Annotated in this window: 11 protein-coding genes; 4 read left to right on the plus strand and 7 right to left on the minus strand. The window is 66.4% G+C overall.

What is annotated here, in order from left to right; genetic code table 11:
* Positions 1-55: 55 nt before the first annotated feature.
* From KF907_RS05215 to KF907_RS05225, 3 genes are read right to left on the minus strand one after another with little or no spacing between them, the layout of a single operon-like run.
* Positions 56-535: a YciI family protein gene (locus tag KF907_RS05215; protein WP_291218826.1), complete on the minus strand. Its 480-nt coding sequence runs from the start codon at positions 533-535 to the stop codon at positions 56-58.
* Between the two features lie 30 nt (positions 536-565).
* Positions 566-2,953 (minus strand): serine/threonine-protein kinase, encoded by a 2,388-nt coding sequence (locus KF907_RS05220; protein ID WP_291218827.1) that lies wholly within the window; start codon positions 2,951-2,953, stop codon positions 566-568.
* Positions 2,940-3,413 (minus strand): ECF-type sigma factor, encoded by a 474-nt coding sequence (locus KF907_RS05225; RefSeq protein WP_291218828.1) that lies wholly within the window; start codon positions 3,411-3,413, stop codon positions 2,940-2,942. Before KF907_RS05225 ends, KF907_RS05220 begins: the two co-directional genes overlap by 14 nt.
* Here KF907_RS05225 and KF907_RS05230 point away from each other — a divergent pair.
* Both KF907_RS05230 and KF907_RS05235 read left to right on the plus strand, forming a co-directional pair.
* Positions 3,297-5,081, plus strand: coding sequence for a choice-of-anchor Q domain-containing protein (locus KF907_RS05230; protein ID WP_291218829.1), 1,785 nt, complete (start codon positions 3,297-3,299; stop codon positions 5,079-5,081). The genes KF907_RS05225 and KF907_RS05230 overlap by 117 nt on opposite strands.
* 211 nt (positions 5,082-5,292) lie before the next feature.
* Positions 5,293-6,774: a peptide MFS transporter gene (locus tag KF907_RS05235; RefSeq protein ID WP_291218831.1), complete on the plus strand. Its 1,482-nt coding sequence runs from the start codon at positions 5,293-5,295 to the stop codon at positions 6,772-6,774.
* A gap of 133 nt (positions 6,775-6,907) precedes the next feature.
* Here KF907_RS05235 and KF907_RS05240 read toward each other — a convergent pair whose 3' ends face one another.
* The 3 genes from KF907_RS05240 to dcp form a co-directional block, all read right to left on the minus strand.
* Entirely contained in the window at positions 6,908-7,270 is a 363-nt protein-coding gene (locus KF907_RS05240; RefSeq protein ID WP_291218832.1) for an HU family DNA-binding protein, read from the minus strand.
* Positions 7,271-7,549: 279 nt separating this feature from the next.
* A complete protein-coding gene (locus tag KF907_RS05245) occupies positions 7,550-9,343 on the minus strand; it encodes a CocE/NonD family hydrolase (protein WP_291218833.1) in 1,794 nt (597 codons plus the stop codon).
* A gap of 117 nt (positions 9,344-9,460) precedes the next feature.
* Positions 9,461-11,614: a peptidyl-dipeptidase Dcp gene (dcp, locus tag KF907_RS05250; RefSeq protein ID WP_291218834.1), complete on the minus strand. Its 2,154-nt coding sequence runs from the start codon at positions 11,612-11,614 to the stop codon at positions 9,461-9,463.
* 259 nt (positions 11,615-11,873) lie between these two features.
* Between dcp and ppc the strand changes: the two genes are divergently transcribed.
* Positions 11,874-14,594, plus strand: a complete 2,721-nt coding sequence (ppc, locus tag KF907_RS05255) for a phosphoenolpyruvate carboxylase (RefSeq protein ID WP_472843825.1) — start codon at positions 11,874-11,876, stop codon at positions 14,592-14,594.
* A 143-nt stretch (positions 14,595-14,737) separates the two neighbouring features.
* Here ppc and KF907_RS05260 read toward each other — a convergent pair whose 3' ends face one another.
* A complete protein-coding gene (locus KF907_RS05260) occupies positions 14,738-16,690 on the minus strand; it encodes an OPT family oligopeptide transporter (protein WP_291218835.1) in 1,953 nt (650 codons plus the stop codon).
* A gap of 331 nt (positions 16,691-17,021) precedes the next feature.
* On the opposite strand from KF907_RS05260, the gene KF907_RS05265 reads away from it, so the two are divergent.
* The gene (locus KF907_RS05265; RefSeq protein WP_291218836.1) at positions 17,022-18,620 is read left to right on the plus strand and encodes a POT-type proton-dependent oligopeptide transporter; all 1,599 of its coding nucleotides are present in this window, start codon (positions 17,022-17,024) and stop codon (positions 18,618-18,620) included.
* Positions 18,621-18,667 lie beyond the last annotated feature (47 nt).

The following is an 18,667-nucleotide window of genomic DNA, read 5'->3' on the forward strand; positions in this document are numbered from 1 at the left end:
GATTGACGTCCGGCCGTCTGTGGCCGGGCGGTCGAGGCGGGGGGCGCGCAAGCGCTCAGGGCGATTTCTTCGCGATCTTTTCGTGCAGCTGGTTGACCGTCATCAGCGCGGCGCTGCCGTAGTACGTGTGCAGGTCCGCAACCATCTCGCCCTTTTCGATCACAGGATCGGTGGCGACGAGACGGCGGGCCTCCTCGATGGTTGCCACGTTCAACACGAAGATGCCACGTCGGCCATCCACGCCATCCAGCGGGCCGGCGAGCACGAGTTTTCCTTCGGCCGCCAGCCGCTTCATGTTGGCAAAGTGTCCCTGGAGCATCGCGGTGCGTTCCTCACCGGCAGGCACCGGCGTGGGGCCGGTGCGCAGAATCGCCAGCACGTAGGAACGCATGCCGTAGTCGTCCGCGCCGAGCGAGCGCGCCAGGGCATCGTCGTAGTCGGGTTTCGCGGCGCCGGTGGTGCGGATGGCGGTCTCCGCAGCCAAGCCGAAGCCGCAGCACAGCCAGGCCGCGATCAGTAGAAGAATCCTGTTCATTGCAAGACTCCCGTGCAAAGCCTATGGCGCTCAGCGCGCGCGCAATGCGTCGAGTCTGGCACGAAAGGGTTCGGCCGCCACGCCGAGCTGTGCCGACAGCGCTTCGGCCTCGTCCAGCGCCTGCCGCGTGGCATCGGCCTGGCTGCGCCGCTGATGGGTTTCGGCTCGCACCAGTGCGGCGCGCAATTGCAGGGAGGTCGGCAATGCGGTGGTGTCTTCCGCCGCGTAGGCGGCAAGCGCCTCGCCGGCATCATCGACGCGTTGCAAGGCGAGCAGCGATTCCGCACGGGTGATTCGCGTGGCCTGGGTGAGCGGGCTGCCCGAACCGGCGTGCTGCTGCGCCATCACCTCGGCCTCGCCGGCGTATTCCAGAGCTTCCCCATGACGTGCCAACCCCTGCAGCACGCGGGCGTAGTTGCCGATCAGCGCTGCGGTCGCGGCCGAGGGCCCAAACAGTTGCCGACGCAGGCGCAGGGCGTCGGCAAAGGTGGTTTCGGCGGAGGCCAGATCGCCCTTGCGGAACTGCGCAGCAGCGAGATTGTTGAGCGTGTTCAGCGCATCGTTGCCGGAGCTCAGATCGAGTGCCCGCCACAGCGTCATCGCCTCCTGCGAGGCGGCGATGCCTTCATCGAGCTTTCCGGCCTGCACATAAGCCACGCCCAGATTGGTGTAGAGCGCCGCCGATTCGAAATGCTCCCGGCCGGATCGCTGCAGGCGCTGCGGCAAGGCCGACTCCAGCGTGGCCAGCGCGCCGGCGGCATCTCCACTCTCCCGCTGCAGGCGCGCCTGCAGCATGCGCGAGGCCAGCAGCACGTCGGCATGGCGATCCGGGTCGGCTTGCCAGAACGCTTGCGCTTGTTGCAGCAGTTCCGTGGCTTCTTCACGCTGGCCCATGCGCAGCACGACCTCCGCAAGGGTGGCGCGCACTTCGGCCGCAGTGAGCGGATCGCCGATCACTGCCTCGTGCGCAAGCCAACGTCGCAGCAGCGGTTCGGCGGCCGCGTAATCGCCGATGTGGAAGTGCAGTTCGCCCAGCGCGTGCAGCACCTGGGCCGTGGTGGCCGGTTCATTGCCAAAATCCGAGGCCACGCGCGCGGCCGCCTGATCCAGCACCGCCTTGGCGGTGAGCGGCGTGCCCTCGTTCGCTCGTTGGCTGGCATCGCGAAACATCAGCGACAGGTAGTCGCGCACCGCACGGTTGCGGCGTGCTTCGGCCTGCGCGATATCGCGCTCACGCACGGCCTCCTGTTGCGCCATCGAGATCGCCATCACCGCCCCGACCAGCCCGACGAACACGAACAGCAGTACACCTGCCGCCAGCCAGTAGCGCCGCAGAAAACGCCGGGCGCGATAGCCGAACGCGCTGCCCCGTGCGGCCACCGGCTCGTGCGCGAGATACCGCCGCACGTCCTGCGCCAGCGCATCGGCGGAGTCGTAGCGTGACTCCGGCTCGGGCCGCAGCGCCTTGTGGACGATGGCATCCAGATCGCCACGCAATCGGATTGCGACAGCCTTCGATGTGGCCTGTGAACTGGGCGCAGGCGGTGGCCCGGCCTGGGCACGTTGCAGCAGCGCCAGCACGCCTGCGCCTGCAATTTCACCCCAGGGCGGGTGTTCCGTGAGCAGCTCGTGCAGCAACAGGCCCAGTGCATACACATCCGTGAGCGTGCTCTGTTCGCCGCCGGCAAGCTGTTCCGGTGCGGCGTACTGTGGCGTGAGGCGCAAATCACGCGTATGGCCTTGGTCGGCATCCAGCGGACGTGCGATGCCGAAATCAAGCAGCACCGGTTCGCCATCGGCGCGCACCAGGATGTTGTCCGGTTTCAGATCGCGGTGGACGATCAGGTGCCGATGCGCAAAAGCCACTACTTCGCAGATCCTGGCGAACAGCGCCAACCGCGCCGGCAGCTCCATCCCGCGTTCACGGCAATGGCGTAGCAAAGGCATGCCTTCGATGAGTTCCATCACCATGAAGGGGGTGCCATCGGGCAGGTTGCCGGCATCGATCAGGCGCGCGATGTTGGGATGTTGCAACCTCGCCAGCAGGCGTGCCTCGCGCAGGAAGCGCGGCGCATCATCCACGCCTTGGCGCAACAGCTTCACCGCAACCTGCTGCTCGAAGCGTCCATCGGCACGTTCGCCCAGCCAGACCTCGCCCATGCCGCCGCGCCCGATGCGGCGAACCAGCGTCCATGCGCCAGCACGATGTCCTTCGAGTTCGCTTGCCGGTGTGGCCGTGGCTTCGAGAAAACCTTCGGAAGCCGAAACCGCACACAGCAGTTCCAGCACTTCGGCACGGATCGACGCATCGGGCTCCTGCGTGAGCAGGAAGGTTTTGCGTTCGATCTCAGGCTGTTCCAGTGCCGCATCGAGCAAAGCCTCGACGCGGGCAAAACGTGCCGCGTCAATCGCATTCATCGGGCGCGCCTTCCCCCAGCTCGCGGTACAGCCAGGCCCGCGCCTTGATCCAATCGCGCCGCACGGTGCGATCGGTCAGGCCCAGGGCCTGCGCGGTTTCGACGTCGCTGTAGCCGGCGAAGAATCGACACTCCACCACCTGTGCCAGGCGCGGGCTCAGCAGCGCGAGTTTTTCCAGCGCATCGTTCACCTGCACGATCTGCTCATCGGCTGCATCCGGGGCGTCCACGGCGGCATCGGCAAGGCTGATCGGTGTCTTGCCCTCGCCACGCTTGGCGGCAAAGCGTGCCTGTGCGTCGTTCACCAGCACCTGGCGCATTGCCAGCGCGGCGGTGGCAAGAAAATGCCGTTGATCCTGCCAGGCGGGCGTGCGTTGCAGCTTCAGCCAGGCTTCGTTGACCAGCGCCGTGGTGCACAGCGTGGCCCCGGCGCCGACGCGAAACCGCTCGCGCCGGGCCATGCGGCGCAGATCGCCATAGAACAGGTCCATCAGGGCGCGCAGGTCCGGATCGTCGGGCGCCGGTCGTTCGATGGTGGGCATCGGGGCTTTGGACATCATGCGCGGAAGTCTAGCAATGCGGGCCTGTCCGGATTCAGCGCTGTTTCCTGTTCGTGTTCGTCATCGCTGAACCCGCGGAGCCTTTCCATGCGTCGTTTCCGACCTGCACTCATCGTCTTCCCGCTTGCGCTGCTGCTGGCCGCACAAGCGCATGCCACCACGTTCATGGTCACCAACACGGCCGACACTGGCGCAGGCTCGCTGCGACAGGCGCTGATCAATGCCAGCAGCGACCCGGCGACACCCCACGCCATCTGGTTCGATGCGTCCTTCCCGCAAGGCGGTGTCATCGAACTGCAAACCGCGTTGCCGGCATGGTCCAACAGTGCTCTGACGATCGACGGCCGTGGCCGTGCGCCGGTGCTGGATGGTCGCAACGCGGTACGCATCCTCACGGTGGCCGCTGGCGCCGTACAGGTCACGCTGAGGGAACTCAGCTTCCGGCGCGGGCGCAGCACTAGTGGTACGGGCGGTTGCGTCTGGCACAGCTCCACCGTGGCAGACACCAGCCTGTACGTGTATGACTCGCACTTCGAAAGTTGCAGGGCGGTCGGCAATCAGATCAACGCCAATGGCGGGGCCATTTCCTGGGTGGCCCCCGGCGCGTGGGTCTTCATTCGCGACAGCACGTTCTCCGGCAACGTTGGCGGGGTGATCGGCAACAGCTCTCGGAAGGTAATGTCTGGCGGTGCGGTGCACGTGTCCGCCCACAGGATCGAAATCACCGGCAGCCGTTTCTCCGCCAATGTGTTGGAGCGTGTCGGCGGCGTGGTGCAGGGCCTGGGTGGGGCTGTCTATGCATCGGCCACGCTCTCCACGCAGCTGCGCGACGTGGAGTTTCGATCCAATCGGGTGATCGATGCCGACGCCTCCGGCGTGTTTTCCGCCGGCGGAGCGGCAGCCCTGCTGTGCCTGGAAAACAGCTGTTCGAACAACATCGACAGGTCGGGATTCATCGACAACACCATTTCCGGCGACGATGTCGGCGGTGGTGCGCTTGCCACCCAGGGCGGCACGCTGGATTTGCTCAACGCCAGCTTCAGCAGCAACCGTGCCATTGGCAACTCCAGTTTCGGTGGCGCGATGATCTTGCTGACAGCGAGTGCGGCAGGTGCCTCGCATCTGAGCTTCAAGGACAATGGCGCTGCCTTCGGTGCGCATCTGGCGATGAGTGGCGTCGACGTCACGCGATGGGTCTGGTCGCTGCACGGTCCGGTTGCCGCAGGGGCGGGCGCGGCGTGCGAACTCGACGGCATCCAGTTGACCGGATTCAGCATGGCCAACCTGTTCGAGAGCGCGTGCGCCGCGCTCTCTGCCAGCGGTGGCAGCATCGGCCCGGTGGGACCCTTGGCGTTGGATGAAACGGTCTTCCCGGCCACCCTGGCCCCTGGCAGCGGATCCGCGGCGATCGATCCGCCCGGCTCGCAGGCATGGTGCGCGAGCGTTGATGCCCGTGGCCTGGCGCGCCCGCAGGATGGCGATGATGACGGCAGCACGCGATGTGACGTAGGTGCCTACGAAGTGCCGCCGGCGAAGCTGTTCGCCGATGGGTTCGATGGCGTGCCCTGATGTGGTGATGCGGCGGCGTTCGGCCGGAGCGTTGACCATGCGCAAGTCGATCAGGCGTTCGCCGCAGCCGCCGCGTTCCCGCTCGCAACCTGCGTCGCTGCCGCGGAACGCCGTTTCGTGCGCTCGTGCCGGTGTGTGGCCGCATCGGTACTTGACGCCCACGCCGGTGCCTGCGAGCGTTCGCCGCTCCCCTCGATGAACCGGAGCGACGATGAGCGAAGCCTTGCGCGACAACGACCCCGCGCCGTTCCCGCGCAGTGCGGACTTCCTCGGACATCCCAAGCCACTTTGGCTGCTGTTCGCGACCGAATTCTGGGAGCGCTTCGCCTACTACGGGATGCGCGCCCTGCTCGCGATCTACGTCGCGCAGACATTCTTCGGCCTGTTGCCGGACGGTGAGGCGAAAGCGCAGGCAAGCCTGACCTATGGCGCCTACACGGCGTTGATCTACGCGACCGGCATCTTCGGCGGCTTCATCGCCGACCGCTATCTTGGCTACCGGCCATCGATCCTGCTCGGCGGCACGATCATGGCGCTCGGCTTGTTCCTGCTGCTGGTTCCGGATCTCACCTGGTTCCTCGTCGGTCTCGCCGTGATCGTCGTCGGCAATGGCCTGTTCAAACCGAACATCTCGACCATGGTCGGCATGCTCTATGCGAAGCACGACGCGCGCCGCGATTCCGGCTTCACCATCTTCTACATGGGTATCAACGCCGGCGCGACGCTCGCGCCGCTGGTCTGCGGCACGATCGTCGGCAAGCATTTCGGCTACCAGTGGGGCTTCTTCACCGCCGGCCTCGGCATGATTCTCGGTCTTGTGCTGTTCCAGGCGTTGGTCGGCTGGATGGCCGGCGTCGGTCGTGCGCCGGCGCCGCAGCACAATCCCATGCGCGTGCTCAAGGTGACAGCCGGCTGCATTGCCGTCGTGCCGGTCGTGTTCCTGATGCTGAGCCAGGCGCGCATCGTCGGTTGGTTGCTGATGGGCCTGATGCTCGTGCTGACCGTGTATTTCATCGCCAGCGGCGCGCGCAGCGGCGACAAGGTGCAGTTGCACCGCTACATCGCGATGCTGCTGCTGTTCCTGGCCAAGATCCTGTTCTGGGGCATGTTCGAACAGGCCGGTTCGTCACTCAATTTCTTCGCCAAGGACCACGTCGACGCGCCGTTCGACTTCACCCTGTTCCAGTCGGCGAATCCGCTCTTCATCATTCTGCTTGCACCGGTGTTTGCCTGGCTGTGGCCGCGCCTGGAGGCGCGCAAGCTCAACCCGTCGATCCCGCGCAAGTTCGCCATCGCGCTGATCCTCGTCGCCATCGGCTTCACCACCCTGGTGCTGACCATCGGCGAGGCAATGAAAGGTGATGGCCGCATCGCCTGGCAGATGCTGATGCTGGCCTACATGATCAACACGATGGGCGAGCTGTGCCTGTCGCCGATCGGCCTGTCGATGGTCACCAAGCTTGCGGCACCGAAGGAAACCGGGTTGGCAATGGGTGCCTGGTTCCTGTGCACGGCGATCGGCAACTACGTCGCCGGCGCAGTCGCCTCGGTGGCCTCGGGAGGCGGCGTGGCTTCAGGGCTCGCGCAGTACGCAGAGACCTACACGCACATCGCCTGGGCCGGCTTCGGCTTCGGCATCGCGTTCCTGCTGTTTGCGCCGCTCATCAACAAGCTCATGCACGGCGTCCGCTGAGCATCCCCGCACGGAGGCGGAAGCTGGCCGCCAGAAGCGGCATCGGCGGGACAAAAAACAAACCGGACGGCGCGATGCCGTCCGGTTCAGGGTCAATGCGCGCGCAGGCGCGCACTGCGATGGAGCGCTCGCGTCAGGCCGCGGCGTCCTTGAGCTTCTTCAGCGGACGAACCTTGACCTTGACGGTCGCCGGCTTCGCCGCGAACCACTGCTCTTCCTTGGTGAACGGGTTGATGCCCTTGCGCTTCGGCTTGGCCGGCACCTTGACCGAAGTGATCTTGAGCAGGCCCGGCAGCGTGAACGAACCGATGCCCTTGCTGCTGATCGAACCGTGCACGGCGCCCTCGAGCGCGGCGAGCATTGCACGCACGTCCTTCGCGGCGACGCCGGCGGCGTCGGCGATGTGGGCAACGAGCCCGGACTTGCTCAGGGCTTCCTTGATCGCTTTCGGAGCGGCAGGTTTCGCGGCGGCTTTCTTTGCGGGTTTCTTGGCCATAACTTTCCCGATGGTCCTGTTGGATGGTTGGATGGTTTCGCTTGGGCGCGTGCATTGCAGGAAAACGCGCGGGCATGCCAAGCGTGCGCGAGCATAGCGTGTCCGCAGCCGCGTATCGACAGTTTTTCGGCGGAAAACGCAATAAAAATTCATCGTGCGGCGAGCCCGGCGGCTACGCTGCGGACGGCGGATCGAAGCGGGTTCATGCAGGGTGAACGGAAGCGGCGCCGGCGGAGCTGTATCGCCGCTGCGGATGCGCCGAGGCGAAAGTGCCTGATTTCAGGGTCTTGGCGCAGGGACCGAAGACTTTGCCGCAAATGGAATGACCAGCGAGCTCGGATGGCGCAGGTTGTGGTGCAGGGTCACGCGCACCGTTTTCGCCTGCTCACCGGACTCCGCGGCCACCACGCCGCCGGTGTTGTAGTTCTTCTCGGTATGCAGCGAATCGACCGGAGCGACGACCAGGCGCAGGCGGCTGCCCTTCGGGATGCGCCGGGCCACGAAGTCGAAGCCGTCGAACTCGTAGCGCTCGATGCGGTTGGGTGTCACCGGTTCGGGCGTGCGTGGGTCCTTGCGGTAGCGCGCACGCTTGAGGTCGTGGCCGATCAGGATGCTGCTGCCGTCGGGGCGGACCTCGTGGATGCTGACGCTGAAGTCGGTATCGACCTGGTCGATCTCGATGTAGGCGGTGAAGCTGAAGAAACCGGCGATGTCGATGTCGTGCCGGAGCGGTGGCGAGTGATAGACGAGCTGGCTGTCGCCGCCAAGCAGCACGCCGCGCTGGTCGACCAGGTCACCCGCCGGTTCGGGCAGGTCCTCGATGGCCAGCGAGGAGGTGTCGAGCGGATCGTGGACATAGCTGTCCGGCTTGCCGCCGTCGCCGGGGCGCCGGTCGAGCAGCACTCCCGAGCCGAACACGTCGTTGGCCTGGCCGTCGCGTGAGTCCAGATGCCACACCTGCACGCGCTGGGTGACTTTTTCGAGCGACGGCGCATAGCGCCAGGCTTCCTCGCCGACCATGTAGTAGGTCACGCGGTCCTTGAGGAACTCCGGTTTTGCACCCCCCTTCAACGTCCAGTCATACCACGCCTTGTGCAGGGCGTTCATGTCGATGAGCGAAGCCGGGCCGAACTTCAGGCCACCGAACTCGGCTTTCGGCGTGCGTGTGCCGGCGTGGTCCCAGGGGCCGATGACGAGGTAATGCCTGGCCTTCGCCGTCTCGCTGCCGTGACGCATGTGCTCGCGGTACAGCGTGATCGCGCCGGGCTGGTCGCCGTCGTATTGGCCAGTGATCGACAGGATCGGCAGATCGATTTTCGCGTACTGTTCGGTGGTCGGACTCATGCTGTCCCAGTACGCGTCGGGATGGGGATGCGCGAGCCAGGTCTGGAAGTGCTTGGACGGGTTGCCGACCACCGCATCGAGCGTGTTGAACGGCGCATGCGAGACGTACCAGCGGCGGAAGGCCGCTTTCCAGTACGCCTCGTCGGCGAAGATCGCGTCTTGCGGCGTGCGGCCGCTGACCAGGGTCAGCCAGGTCATGTCGTAGCTGTAGAAGATGTTGCCGCGCATCGGGAAGTCGACGCCGGGCTTGGGTGAGGCGACCGGCACGATGGTCGCCAGCGCGGGCGGAAATTCCTTTGCCGTCGCCCACTGGTTGTAGCCCGCATAGGAGCCACCCCACATCGTGACCTTGCTATTGCAGTACGGCTGCTTCGCGAACCATTCGACCGCATCGTGGCCGTCCTTCGCTTCCTGCAGCAGTGGCGTGAACTCGCCATCCGAGTTGCCGCGCCCGCGCACGTCGACAGTGGCGAACACGTAGCCGTTGGCGCCGAAATACATGCCACGTGCGTGGTAGCTCGAAGCGAGATACGGCGTCATCGTGATGACGCAGGGTAGTGCATCCTTCTGGCCGAGCGGACGGTACAGCGTCGCCGCCAGCTCCACGCCGTCGCGCATCGGCACGCGCACGCCCCACTCCAGCCGCACTTCGCTCGGCTTCGGGGCGTCGGCTGCGGTGGCGAGGGCGGCGATGAACAGCACGGGCACGGCAAGGAAACGGGTCGACATCGGATTCACCACGTACAGGGACCGTGTCGATGATGCGGCAAGGCGGGGCCCGTGTGCACTTTCGGCATGCAAATGCTCCCGCAGGAAACGGCTGAAGCCGTTTCCTGCGGAGGTCGGTCAATCCAGGCCGCGATGCTTCAGCAGCGGCGCGACGCTTGGCTCCTTGCCACGGAATGCCTTGTACATGGCGCCGAGGTCCTCGCTGCCGCCGCGCGAGAGCACCTGGTCGCGGAAGGCCTGGCCGTTCGCGCGGGACAAGCCACCGTGCTCGACGAACCACTGGAATGCGTCGTGGTCGATCACCTCGCTCCACAGGTAGGCGTAGTAGCCGGCCGAATAGCCACCGCCCCAGATGTGCGCGAAGTACGGCGTGCGGTAGCGCGGCGGTACTTCGGCGAGGTCGACCTTGAAGCGCTGCAGCGCCTCGGCCTCGAAACTGTCGACATCCTGCCGCGGCGCCCTGACCGGCAGCGCGTGCCATGCCTGGTCGAGCAGGGCGGCGGCGAGATATTCGACGGTCGCATAGCCTTGGTTGAAGCCGCGTGCCTTGACGATCCGGTCGACCAGCGCCTGCGGCATCGGCTCGCCGGTCTCGTGGTGCTTCGCGTAGTTGGCGAACACCTTCGGGTCGAGGGCCCAGTGCTCGTTGAACTGCGAGGGGAATTCGACGAAGTCGCGCGGCACGTTGGTGCCGGCGATGCTCGGATACTTCACGTCCGAGAACATGCCGTGCAGGGCATGACCGAACTCATGGAACATCGTCGTCACCTCGTCGAAGCTGAGCAGGGCGGACTGGCCCGCCGCCGGCTTGGTGTAGTTGCAGACGTTGAACACGACCGGCTTCGTGCCGGCGAGGCCGTCCTGCTCGACGAACACGTCCATCCAGGCGCCGCCGCCCTTGCTCGGGCGCGCGTAGTAGTCGGCGTAGAACAAGGCGAGCTGCGAGCCGTCGGCATCGAACACGTCGAACACGCGCACGTCGGGGTGGTAGACCGGCAGGTCCTTGCGCTCCCTGAAGCTCAGGCCGTAGAGCTGGCTGGCGGCGAAGAACACGCCGTCGTTGAGCACGCGGTCGAGCTCGAAGTAGGGCTTGATCGTTGCCTCATCGAGGTCGAATTCGGCCTTGCGCACCTGTTCCGCGTAGAGATCCCAGTCGGCCGCGCCGAGCGTGAAGCCGCGGTTCTGCGCGTCGATGAGCGCCTGGATCTTCTTCGCCTCGCCGCGCGCCTTCGCGGTCGCCGCCGGCACCATGTCGGTCATCAGCTTGATCGCCGCGGCCGGTGTCTTCGCCATCTGGTCCTCGAGCGCATAGGCGGCATAGCTCGGATAGCCGAGCAGGCCCGCGCGCTCGGCGCGCAGTTGCGCAAGGCGCTGGACCAACGTGCGCGTGTCGTTGCCATCGCCCTTGCTCGCGCGCTTTTCCGAGGCTTCGAGCAGGGCCAGGCGCGTGCCGCGATCAGTCAGTGAACCGAGGGCGGGCTGCTGGGTGGTGTTCTGCAGGGCCAGCAGCCACCGGCCATCGAGCTTGCGTTCCTTCGCCGCATCGGCGGCGGCTGCGATGCCGGCCTCGCCGAGGCCATCGAGTTTCGCCACGTCATCGACGACGAGCGCGCCGGCGTTGCTGGCCGCGAGCAGGCGGTTCTCGAAGTCGGTCGACAGCGTGGATTCTTCCTTGTTGAGTTCGCGCAGTGTCGCCTGGTCGGCCTCGCCGAGCAGGGCACCGGCACGCACGAAATCGCGGTAGGTCTTCTCGACGAGGAAACGCTGCTGGGCGTCGAGTCCGGCCGTGTCACGCGTCTCGTGCACGGCCTTCACGCGCGCGAACAGCTTCGGATCGAGATGGATCGCGTCGCTGTGCTCGGCGAGCAACGGCGCGAGTTCGATCTGGGCTTGCTGCAAGGTGTCGTTCGTATTGGCCTGAACGATCGCGAAGAACACGCGGCTTGCACGCGTCAGCAGCTCGCCGCTGCGCTCCATCGCCTCGATCGTGTTGGCGAAGGTGGGCGCCTCCGCACTGTCGGCGATCGCGCGGATCTCGGCCAGGTGCTCGCGCATGCCCTGCTCGATCGCGGGCTGATAGTCGGTGTCGCGGATGCGATCGAATGGTGGTGCCTGCAACGGCAGCGTGCTCGCAGTCAGCAGTGGATTCACGTGCGCGGGCTCCTTGGCGGTTGCGGGTGGTGCCTCGCTCGACTTCGGCGATTCGGGGGCGGGTGCGGAACAGGCGGACAACACGGCCAGCGCGAGCGCGGCGACGACGAGGCGGGGCATGGATGGCAATTCCTGCATTCGGGGGCGCGCACGATAGCGGCCAGGGCGCGGCATTTCATGTGCCATCCGGGGTGGAAGAAGCATCGTGGCTGGTTCTCGACAGCCGAACGGCTGGCCCGCTGCTTGCGCGAAAGCCGGGAATGGGGAATGGAGGATTGGGAGTGGGGAGATAAAACGCCCTGTTTCCGACCATACCCGATTCCCTGTTCCCCATTCCCGGCTATTGCGGAAACGGCCATCGCCTCCCTACGCTGCCGCCATGCCAGCGCCGATGCACGCCACCGACAGCCTGCGCTCGATCGATTTGCCGGCCACCGACCAATGCCTGCGCGACGACGTTGATCGGGTTGGCTCACTGGTTGGCGAAATCCTTGCCGAGCAGGAAAGCCCGGCCTTCCTCGACGAGGTCGAGCGCATCCGCATCGCCGCGATCCGGCGCCGCGAATCGGGTGCGGATACCGGCGCACTCGAAGACGAGCTGGCCGGTGCAGAGGTCGCCCATGCCGGTGCGCTGGTGCGTGCGTTCGCGACCTATTTCCAGGCCGTCAACGTTGCCGAGCGCGTGCATCGCATCCGCCGGCGTCGCGACTACGAGATGGCCGGCACCGCACCGCAGCCGGGCGGTCTGCGCGATGCCGTCGCACGCCTGCGTGCGCAGGGCGTTGATGACGACGAGCTGACCGCTTGTCTGGCACGTCTGCACATCGAGCCGGTTTTCACCGCGCATCCGACCGAGGCGGTGCGTCGCGCCCTCCTGGAAAAGGAAAGCGAGGTCGTGCGTGCACTGGTTGCCGACATCGACCGCAGGCGCACGCCGGTCGAGCGGCGCGGCGACCACGAGCGCATGCGCCTCGCCCTCACTGCGGCCTGGCAGACCGCCGAACTCGCACTGGAGAAACCCACTGTCGCCGACGAACTCGAACACGTCGGCTTCTACCTGACCGACGTGCTCTACCGCGTCGTTCCGGTGTTCCACGAAGTGCTGGCCGACGCGCTTGGTGCGGATGCGCAGGCACTGCCGGCACTGCTCGGTTTCGGCACCTGGGTCGGCGGCGACATGGATGGCAATCCGAATGTCGGTGCCGAAACGATCGCGGCCACGCTGGCCAGCCAGCGCGCGCAGGTGCTTGCGTTGTACCGCCGCGAGGCGCTTCGACTGGCCAGTCTGCTCAGCCAGTCGCTGTCGCGCGTGGCTTGTTCGGCCGAGGTGCTGGCGCGCATCGATGTCTATCGTGCCTTGCTGCCCGAAGCTGCGGCGAAACTCAAGGCACGCTACGGCGACATGCCGTATCGCCAGCTCATGCTGCTGGTGGCCGAACGCCTGGGCGAATCGGAGCGTGGCCGTGCAGGGGGCTATCCCGATGCGGCGACCTTCATCGCCGACATCCACCTCGTCGCCGACAGCCTGCGCCATCATCGTGGCCGGCACGCCGGCCTGTTCGCGGTCAATCGTCTGCTGCGCCGCGCGCAGGTCTTCGGATTCCATCTCGCCACGCTCGACCTGCGCCAGGATTCGGCACAGCACGATGCCACCCTTGCGGCCCTGCTCGACGATCCGGACTGGGCGACGCGACCGGTGGCCGAGCGCATCGCGCGCCTGGACGCCTTGCTCGCCGGAGGCAGTACCGTTGCCGCGAGCAGCGACGAAACCGCGCGACGCACCTTGGCGGTGTTCCGCACCGTCGCCGAACTGCGGCTGCGTCATGGCGAACGCGCCTTCGGCCCGTACATCGTCAGCATGAGCCGCAGCGCCGCCGATGCGCTCGCCGTGCTTGCGCTGGCGCGCATCGCCGGCTGCCTCGACGCGACCGGCAACGTCCCGCTCGATGTCGCGCCGCTGTTCGAAACCGTGGACGATCTCGATGCCGCCGAAGGCGTCGTGCGCGCGCTGTTCGCCGATCCGCGTTATCGCGCCCACCTCGCCGCGCGCGGTCAACGCCAGGTCGTCATGCTCGGCTACTCCGACAGCGCCAAGGATGGTGGTCTCGCCGCGTCGCGCTGGGCCCTGCAGCAAACCCAGATCGCCTTGTCGAAGCTCGCCCGCGAGGTCGGCATCCGCATCGTGTTCTTCCACGGCCGCGGCGGCTCGGCCAGCCGCGGCGGCGGCAAGACCGAGCGCGCCGTGATCGCCTCGCCGCGTGGCTCGGTCGATGCTCATCTGCGCCTGACCGAGCAGGGCGAGGTCATCCATCGCAAGTACGGCATCCGCGCCCTGGCCCTGCGCAACCTCGAGCAGATGACCGGCGCCGTGCTGCGCGCGACGCTGCGCCCGCGCCCGCCGGAACCGCGCGAAGCGACCTGGCGAGTCGCTGCCGGCGTGATCGCCGAAGCCTCGCGGCAGGTCTATCGCACCCTCGTGCACGAGGACATGCGCTTCCCGGACTACTTCCGCGCCGCTACGCCGATCGACGTGATCGAGCGCTTGCGCATCGGTTCGCGGCCATCGCGCCGCGGCGGCGAAGGCGGCATCGAACGCCTGCGCGCGATTCCGTGGGTATTCGCCTGGTCGCAGAATCGCGCCGGCCTCACCGCCTGGTATGGCGTCGGCAGCGGCATCGCCGCGGCGATCGCGCGCTGCGGCCGCGACACGCTCGCCGAAATGACGCGCGATTGGCCGTTCTTCGCCCAGCTCGTCGACGACGTCGAGATGGTGTTGGCGAAATCAGACCTCGGCATCTTCGAGCGCTATTCTCAACTGGCCGGCGAGCTGCACGCGCCGTTCTTCGCCACGCTCCGCGACGAGTTCGAGCGCACGCGCACGGCGATCCTCGACCTCAAGAACGAAAGCGAACTGCTCGCCGGCGACCTGCGCCTGCGCCAGTCGATCCGCCTGCGCAACCCCTATGTCGACCCGATCAGTCTGCTCCAGGTCGACCTGCTGCGCCGCTGGCGCACGGCCGGCCGCGATGACGACGATTTGCTGCGCGCGCTCATCACCACCGTCAACGGCATCTCCGCCGGGATCCAGAACACGGGCTGAGAGCCGGGAATGGGGAATCGGGAATGGTCGGATCAAAAGCCGGGCAACCGACCACCCTGGGTGCGCAGGAGCCCCTGCGGGGGCGATGCTTTTCGATGCATCGCACCCCCATCGCCCGTGAATGGGCTCCTACGCAGGAATGATCACGGCTGCACCGCGTCGCGCTTCACCGCCGCGCGGTAGAGCATCCAGGCGATGAAGGCGAGCACGGCGAGGCCCAACCATTTGCCGAAGTGCAGCGATGCGGGCAGGGCGAGCACGTCGCCGGTACCCGTGACGACGATCGGGATGGCGATGAAGATGCCCATCAACGCCTCGCCGGTGATCAGGCCGGCAGCGAACAGCATGCCCTTGCGATGCACGCGCGCATGTTCCTCGTCGTTGGTCGGGCGGCCGATGCGGCCCTCGACGATCCACGACAGCAGGCCGCCGAGGAAGATCGGCACCATCAGCTCGATCGGCAGATAGATGCCGATCGCACAGGCCAGCACCGGGATGCGGAACTTCCTGCCGCTGGCCTTGAGCCAGGAATCGACGGCGATGATGACTGCACCGATGGCCGCACCGATGCCGATCGTCGTCCATGGCAACTGGCCGCCGAAGATGCCCTTCGCCACCGATGCCATCAGGTTCGCCTGCGGCGCGAGCAGGGCGTTCGGATGTTCGGCCGTGCGCTCGCCGATGCCGTAGGCGGTCAGCAACAGGTTCAGCACCGGCGCCATCACCAACGCCGACGAGACCGCGCCGATCGCCAGCATGACCTGCTGCTTCCACGGCGTCGCGCCGACGATGTGGCCGGCCTTCAGATCCTGGAGGTTGTCCCCGCCGATGCAGGCCGCACAGCAGACCACCGCGCCGATCATGATCGCGGCGACCGCGCCGATGCTCGAATCACGGCCGAGCAACAGCACCAGAACCAGTGCCGCGAACAGGATCGTCGAGATGGTGATGCCCGAAACCGGATTGTTCGACGAGCCGACCAGACCGGCCATGTAGGCCGATACCGACACGAACAGGAAGCCGGCGACGATCATGATGACCGTCATCGGAATGCTCGCCGTCCACTGGTGCACGATGCTTTGGTACAGCGCGAGCAGCGGCAGGGTGAACAGGACGAGGCCGAGCGCGATGTACTTCATCGGGATGTCGCGTTCGGTCTCGGAAATCAGGGTCGCGCCACCGGAGCGGGTTGCCGCGAAACCGCTCTTGATGCCCGAGAACAGCGACTTGCGCAGCGAAATCAGGGTCCAGATGCCACCGATCAGCATCGCGCCGACGCCGAGATAGCGCACCTGCGCCGACCAGATCGCGCCGGCCGCGCACTCGGCATCACCGCCGATACCGCCGCAGTTGGTCGCAATCGCCTGCATCAGCGCAGGGTTGTTCTCCAGGAAGAAGCTGCTGTAGACCGGGATCGCGATGTTCCAGCCGATGATGCCGCCGAGCAGCACGACGATGCCGATGTTGAGGCCGACGATGTAGCCGACGCCGAGCAGGGCCGGTGACAGGTTCGTGCCCAGGTAGGCGATGCCCTTGCCGACCCAGGCTGCTCCGGCGGCGGCATCGGTGAACAGGCGCAGGCCGCTCTCGGCGCCGAGCTTGGCGAAACCGCCGAGCAGCGCGGCAGTGCCGAGCGTCTTGATGCCTTGACCCGGGTTCTCGCCGGTCTTGAGCACCTCTGCCGCGGCCTTGCCCTCGGGAAAGGCGAGGCCCTGGTCGACGATCAGCGAACGCCGCAGCGGCACCGAGAAGATCACGCCGAGCAGGCCGCCGAGGCCGGCGATGGCCAGCACCCAGGCGTATTCGAAGGTCTGCCAGTACCCGAGGATGACCAGCGCCGGGATCGTGAAGATCACGCCCGAGGCGATCGACGAGCCGGCCGAGGCGCCGGTCTGCACGATGTTGTTCTCGAGGATCGTGCCGCCGCCGAACAGGCGCAGCACGCCCATCGACACCACCGCAGCCGGGATCGCCGAGGCGATCGTCATGCCGGCGAACAGGCCGAGATAGGTGTTCGCGGCGGCAAGGATGACGACCAGCACGATCGCCAGGATCACGGCGCGCACGGTCAATTGCGGAACGGCATTGGTACTCATCGAATCTCCCCGGAGTGTTGCCGGTCCGTCGGCGCGGTGTTTGTCGAGGCCGGATGATATGACAGAGCGGCGACTCGGGATTGGGGATGACCAGCCTGCGGCTGTCGCGGAACTTTCCGGGCCTCGGAGCGGGGCGGGGGCCGGGATGTCCTGATTCCTCCGATCGCGGTTGAAGTCGTTGCCACGAAGACAAAGCCCTTGCAAGCGGCTTCAGCCGAGATCATTCATGCCGCCGTGAATGCCCAGGCGATGTTCCGATCGATCCCGAGAGGTTCCCGCCGCGCGCCCGGCCGGGCATAGTACGGTGCAACCCCCACCAGACGGACCCGCGATGACCGCACCGACGATGCCCGCCGATGCCGGCCGCATGCCGCGCCAGATTCCCTACATCATCGGCAACGAGGCCTGCGAGCGCTTCAGCTTCTACGGCATGCGCAACATCCTCACGCCGTTCCTCATCACATCCCTGCTGCTCTACGCCCCCGAGTTCGAACGCGACGGCATCGCCAAGGACGTTTTCCACACCTTCGTCATCGGCGTGTATTTCTTTCCGCTGCTCGGTGGCTGGCTGTCGGACCGCTTCTTCGGCAAGTACAACACCGTGCTGTGGCTGTCGATCGTCTACTGCATCGGCCACGCGTGCCTGGCGATCTTCGAGGACAACCGCACCGGCTTCTACACCGGCCTGTTCCTGATCGCGCTCGGCTCCGGCGGCATCAAACCGCTGGTCTCGGCCTTCGTCGGCGACCAGTTCGACCAGAGCAACAAGGCCCGCGCCAAGGTCGTCTACGACGCCTTCTACTGGACGATCAATTTCGGCTCGTTCTTCGCCTCGCTGCTGATGCCGCGCATCCTCAATGCATGGGGACCGGCCTGGGCCTTCGGCATCCCCGGCATCCTCATGGGCATCGCCACGCTGATCTTCTGGCTCGGCCGACACAAGTACGTGATCGTGGCACCGGCACCGCCGAATCCCGATTCATTCATGAACGTCGCGCGCAGCGCGCTGTTCGGCAAAGAACGCGGCCCCGGCACCGTGATCGCCACCGTCGGCCTCGGTGCCGCCATCCTCATGTTCGCCGCATGGGCTTTCGGCTTCGCCTGGTGGCCGCAGCACTTCGGTTTCGTCATCACCGCCTGCATGGCGCTCGGCATCGTCCTGCTGCTCGGCGGCATCGGCACTGCGATGCAGCTCGACCGCGCACGCGGCCGCCACCCCGAAGCGGCCATCGAAGGCGTGCGCGCCGTGCTGCGCATCCTCATCGTGTTTGCCTTGGTCACGCCGTTCTGGTCGCTGTTCGACCAGAAGGCCTCGACCTGGGTGCTGCAGGGCAATGCCATGCAGATGCCGCACGACACATGGTGGTGGCCGAGCTGGCTGGTGACGACCCCGGCGCAGATGCAGGCCCTGAACCCGCTGCTGGTCATGCTGCTGATCCCGTTCAACAATCTCGTGCTGTACCCGCTGCTGCGCCGCCTCGGCTTCGAACCGACCGCGCTGCGCCGCATGGGCTTCGGCATCGCCATCTCCGGCCTCGCCTGGATCGCCGCCGGCGCCATCCAGGTCTACATGGACGGCGGCAATGCCACATCGATCGCCTGGCAGATCCTGCCCTACGCCCTGCTGACCTTCGGCGAAGTGCTGGTCTCCGCGACCGGCCTCGAATTCGCCTACAGCCAGTCGCCGCCGTCGATGAAGGGCGTGATCATGAGTTTCTGGATGCTCTCGGTGACTTTCGGCAACCTCTGGGTGCTGCTCACCAACGCCGCCATCCGCAACGAAACGGTGACCCGCCACATCGCCGACACGGGCTTGAGCGAACCGGCCTTCCTCATGTTCCTCTTCGCCGCCTTCGCCCTTGTCGTATCCGCCGTCTTCGCCCTCTACGCGATGCGCTACAAGGAGACTGACAACTACCGCGCCGCATGAGCGAACCGCAGACATGCGACATGCGGCAGCCGGCAATCCGGCCCTCG

This window comes from Dokdonella sp. (genome assembly GCF_019634775.1).
Classification (GTDB): domain Bacteria; phylum Pseudomonadota; class Gammaproteobacteria; order Xanthomonadales; family Rhodanobacteraceae; genus Dokdonella.

Coding starts and splice junctions, on each gene's coding strand:
- KF907_RS05260 (WP_291218835.1), bottom strand. CDS start 16,690: ATGAGTACCAATGCCGTTCCGCAATTGACCGTGCGCGCCGTGATCCTG.
- KF907_RS05245 (WP_291218833.1), bottom strand. CDS start 9,343: ATGTCGACCCGTTTCCTTGCCGTGCCCGTGCTGTTCATCGCCGCCCTC.
- KF907_RS05265 (WP_291218836.1), top strand. CDS start 17,022: ATGACCGCACCGACGATGCCCGCCGATGCCGGCCGCATGCCGCGCCAG.
- dcp (WP_291218834.1), bottom strand. CDS start 11,614: ATGCCCCGCCTCGTCGTCGCCGCGCTCGCGCTGGCCGTGTTGTCCGCC.
- KF907_RS05230 (WP_291218829.1), top strand. CDS start 3,297: ATGCCGTTGATCCTGCCAGGCGGGCGTGCGTTGCAGCTTCAGCCAGGC.
- KF907_RS05215 (WP_291218826.1), bottom strand. CDS start 535: ATGAACAGGATTCTTCTACTGATCGCGGCCTGGCTGTGCTGCGGCTTC.
- KF907_RS05240 (WP_291218832.1), bottom strand. CDS start 7,270: ATGGCCAAGAAACCCGCAAAGAAAGCCGCCGCGAAACCTGCCGCTCCG.
- KF907_RS05235 (WP_291218831.1), top strand. CDS start 5,293: ATGAGCGAAGCCTTGCGCGACAACGACCCCGCGCCGTTCCCGCGCAGT.
- KF907_RS05225 (WP_291218828.1), bottom strand. CDS start 3,413: ATGGCCCGGCGCGAGCGGTTTCGCGTCGGCGCCGGGGCCACGCTGTGC.
- ppc (WP_472843825.1), top strand. CDS start 11,874: ATGCCAGCGCCGATGCACGCCACCGACAGCCTGCGCTCGATCGATTTG.
- KF907_RS05220 (WP_291218827.1), bottom strand. CDS start 2,953: ATGAATGCGATTGACGCGGCACGTTTTGCCCGCGTCGAGGCTTTGCTC.